Source organism: Synechococcus sp. R6-10, from assembly GCF_047461815.1.
Lineage (GTDB): Bacteria > Cyanobacteriota > Cyanobacteriia > Thermostichales > Thermostichaceae > Thermostichus.
In genome coordinates, this window is record NZ_JANSHW010000255.1 from 1 (window position 1) to 3934 (window position 3934).

A 3934-nucleotide genomic window follows, 5' to 3' on the forward strand; every position below is an offset into this window, starting at 1 on the left:
TAGCATGAACTCCCCCGCCCCCCTGGGATCCCCAGTCTTGGGGGAGTACGTCTACTGTCCATTCCCACCGCGCAGGTTGTGAGGAATTCCGCGAGGATGGTTGACGGGGAACTGCTGCCATTCCTGTTGAGCTCGTTGCAGCACCAGGAGCAATTCGTCCCACCTTTCGCCAGCGATCAACTGCTCTATCTGTCGCAGCTGAGCTTGGTAGCTGCTCAGGGCAGTCAGCAGCGCCTGTCGGTTGTGGCGGGCTATTTCCAAACCCAATTGCGGGATCCCTCCGCCAACACGGCTGGTATCGCGGAATCCGCTGCTGGCCAAAGTGCGGGCCAATTCCAGAATCGCGGGATCCCCTTCTTGGCTAACCGCTGCGATCAAACTGGCGCTGACCATAACTGGCAAATGGCTGATCCAGGCCACCGCTCGGTCATGGCGTGCGGGATCCGTGAGGACAGCTTCTGCGCCAACAGCAGCAATCAGTTCTTTCACCGCATCGAGAGCCTGAGGTTGGGTCTCGGCGATGGGAGTGAGCACGTAAGGCCGCCCCCGAAACAAGTCGGCTTCTGCCGCTTGGATCCCTTGCAGGCTTTTGCCGGCCATGGGGTGCCCCCCCACAAACCAGGGCCACAATTCGGTTGCCGGAGCGACGATGGGCTGCTTAACCGAGCCGACATCGCTCACCACGGTTTCTGCCGACAAATAAGGCACCAGGGCGGCTAGCGTGGTCAACACCTGCTCCAGAGGGGTACAGATCAGCACCCTTTGAGGGTCAAAGCGGGCCAACTGGGCCAACTCTGTTCCACAGCCTTGAACAGCACCCCGTTCCAGAGCCTGTTTGCAGGTGGCCGGGTTGCGGCTTATCCCCCAGACGGGATATCCCTTTTCGGTCAGTTTGAGGGCCAGGGATCCGCCAATCAACCCCAACCCGACAATGGCAATGCGCATAGTATCTCAGTAAGCCAGTGAAACTCCTTTTTGGACACCACCAACAACCGCTTCCAGGTGTAGTAGGAGGCTACTCCCGTAGCTCAGCGATACTCGCCACCGGCGGGCAAGCCTAGTTCCTTCCGAAGCTCCCGCCGCAGCAGCTAAATTCTCGGCCAGGGACTGTCCACTTGTCCATTTTTAAGTCAATATAGGGGTAACATCCGGGCTTGCTTGCCCTGCGGATTCGTGGTAGCCAAACTGGCCTCCGACAGGAAAAACAAGGGCAGGCCTTGGATGTATTGGCAGGAGCTCGGCCCGCTGTGGACTGCTGTTGCGCCGAAGGGATCCCAGCCTTTCGTGCCGGCTCAGCGCAGTTCTTCTTCGCTTACTCAAGAGCAGGTGTCCCTCTTCTCAGCGATTCTCCAGAACTGTACCCATCGAGCCACTTTCACAGCGGGCTCGGCTTTTGGCCTGCGAGTTCCCGCTTTAACCCCCGTTGGGGAGCACTCTGTCGTTTAGGAGATTCTATGCCTAGTGAACCCAAAACCCGCAAGAGCCGTGAAAGCACTAACCCGCGCCCGCGCGACCGTCGTCGTGAATCGGCCAAAGGGAGCAAAGGGGCAGTCTCAGCCACCCATCTCTCCTTGCCGAAGTTAATTCAAGAGAATGCGGTGCTCCAATCTCGCAGCCAGTTGTTGTTGATGTACAGTGACTTCCAAACCGAAATGCCCAACGATGGCAAAACCGGTGTGGGCACCTGGCTACAGTCTCGACTCAAGGAGCACGGCATGCCCAGCCTGCTGCGTTTTGGCCCCCGCTCCCGCCCCCAGGTTTTCCGCCGCGATGAATTTTCCGAGTGGATTACGCTGGCTCTGGCCTCTGTTAACCCCAACAGCGATACTGCCCCCCAAGAGCACCTGAGCTAGGCCGGAAGGGGAAGTTGAGCGGTAGAAGCAGAGGTTGCTGGCCCAGGGATCCCGCCACGCCCGTTGAGGGAAGAGGGTGAACTGGGCTTTTCTGTATCCGGCAACAGCAGGTCGCGGATGAGGCGGGCTGCCGAGCGTTGCAACCAGCGGGAGGCCAATTGACGGCCCAGTTGTTGAGCTTCCGGTTTGGCAGCCACCTTGGCAACAATCGGCAGAAGCTGCAGCGGCTGAAAGCTCGGGTTGCTGCTGAGGAGTTCCCACAGACGCTGCAAATGAGCCAAGCCATCTGAGCCACCCTGGGATCCCGAGCTGGAGAAGAGCACATCCACTAGGCGCTCCCGCAGGAAAGCGCCCCGCTCAGAAAAGATAAAATCAACGGCCTTTTCCAGGGATCCCTGTAGATCAAAATCCTCGCTGTTGACGGCGTTGCGCAGCAGGTTCTCCAGGCGGTTCCAGCGAAATTGCCCCTGGTTAAACAGCAGCTCCCGCAGGGATACGCGCAGCTCCGGGGCCGGGTCGGTGAGCAGGCGCTGAGCCACGTAGGGATAGGCCACGCTCAACACCTTAAAGTTGGGATCCAGGCCGATGGCAATCCCTTCCAGGGTGAGCAAAGAGCGGATGATCAAGGCGTAGTAGGCGGGAACTCGAAAGGGAAAGTCGTACATCACCCCCGAGAGCCGATCGGTGATGCTCTTGAAATTCAGTTCGGAGACCGATTTGCCCATCGCTTCGGCGAAGACAGCTTCCAGAGCAGGGATGATGGGAGTCAGGTCGGTATCTGGATCCAGGAACTCCAAGTCCACGTAGTCTTGGGCCAGCCCGGCAAAGTCTCGGTTTACCAAATGCACAATCGCCTTGATCAGGCCGTAGCGCTGATGGGGCGCGATGGTGCTCATCATGCCGAAATCGATATAGGCCAGCCGCCCGTCGTACATGGCCAAGAGGTTGCCCGGGTGGGGATCGGCGTGGAAAAAGCCATTTTCCAAAAGCTGCTTGAGGGAGCAATTGACACCGATCTCGATCAAGTGCCGTCCATCCAGCCCCGCAGCAGCGATTTTATCAACCTGAGTCAGCTTGATGCCATCAATCCACTCCATCGTCAGCACCTTGGTGCGGGTGTACTCCCAGTAAATTTTGGGAGCGTAGATGGAGGGGTGACGGTACAGCGCCAGGAACCGCTCGGCATTGCGGCCCTCCTGCGTGTAGTCCATTTCTTCGTAGAGGCGCCCGGCAAACTCATCGACGATGCCCACCAGGTCGCTGCGGATGCGGCGGAAAGTGCGTTTGGCCCAGGCGGCCAGGCTGCGGACAATATACATGTCGAGAGAGATGCGCCCAATCAAGTCGGGCCGCTGCACCTTGACGGCGACTTTCTCCCCGCTGTGCAAGTAGGCCTGGTACACTTGCCCCAAGCTGGCGGCGGCAATCGGTTCAGGGCTGATCTCTCGAAAGATTTTGTCTATGGGTTTGCCGATCTCCGACTCGATGAGGGCAAAAGCAATGGCATTCTCGAAGGGGGGCAGCTCATCCTGCAGTTTGGCCAGCTCCTCCAGAAACAGGGGCGAAACCAGATCGGGACGGGTGGAGAGGGCTTGGCCGATTTTGATGGCTGTCGGCCCCAATTCCGTGAGGATCTCCCGTAGCCGGGCCGCATGTTTCGGGCGATTCTTCAGTTCTACTCCCCGCCAGCGATCCCAAAACACCCAGGCCAACAAGCCCAAAAAGGGGGTGATCAACTGAAACAGGCGCCGCACCACCAGATCCCAGCGCCCTCGATATTGCTTGGCCAACTGCTCTGGGTCGTAACGCAAGCTTGGCTCAGGAACCACCCCCAGATCTGCCGGAGGGATGGAGACAGCCCCAGAACCCAAGCCATCCTGCCTCGCTGCTATTGTCACTACCGGTGTTGCGCCCATAGATGCCCCAACGGATTCCGTAACACATCTTAACTTGCTGGCTCAGCCTGGCGACCCTCGGAGACAGCCACCAGCCTGCTCGATTGGGCTTGAAAAGGCCGGCCAAACCTTCAGAAAAGGATCTTCATCCTCTCCCGGAGAAGGTGACAGCAGCCCACCTACGGG

General features: G+C 58.9%; 3 protein-coding genes. 1 reads left to right on the forward strand and 2 read right to left on the reverse strand.

Annotated elements, in window-relative coordinates:
• Positions 1 to 51: 51 nt before the first annotated feature.
• Positions 52 to 945, reverse strand: a complete 894-nt coding sequence (locus NW837_RS07855) for a prephenate/arogenate dehydrogenase (RefSeq protein WP_414330449.1) — start codon at positions 943 to 945, stop codon at positions 52 to 54.
• A 509-nt stretch (positions 946 to 1454) separates the two neighbouring features.
• Here NW837_RS07855 and NW837_RS07860 point away from each other — a divergent pair.
• On the forward strand, positions 1455 to 1853 hold the full coding sequence (locus tag NW837_RS07860; RefSeq protein WP_414330450.1) for a hypothetical protein: 399 nt from the start codon (positions 1455 to 1457) through the stop codon (positions 1851 to 1853).
• On the opposite strand, the gene NW837_RS07865 is transcribed toward NW837_RS07860, so the two are convergent.
• On the reverse strand, positions 1850 to 3769 hold the full coding sequence (locus tag NW837_RS07865) for an ABC1 kinase family protein (RefSeq protein ID WP_011432269.1): 1920 nt from the start codon (positions 3767 to 3769) through the stop codon (positions 1850 to 1852). The genes NW837_RS07860 and NW837_RS07865 overlap by 4 nt on opposite strands.
• Positions 3770 to 3934 lie beyond the last annotated feature (165 nt).

Bases quoted from the DNA above. Each gene is read 5' to 3' on its own strand.
- NW837_RS07855 (WP_414330449.1), bottom strand. From the start codon at position 945: ATGCGCATTGCCATTGTCGGGTTGGGGTTGATTGGCGGATCCCTGGCC.
- NW837_RS07860 (WP_414330450.1), top strand. From the start codon at position 1,455: ATGCCTAGTGAACCCAAAACCCGCAAGAGCCGTGAAAGCACTAACCCG.
- NW837_RS07865 (WP_011432269.1), bottom strand. From the start codon at position 3,769: ATGGGCGCAACACCGGTAGTGACAATAGCAGCGAGGCAGGATGGCTTG.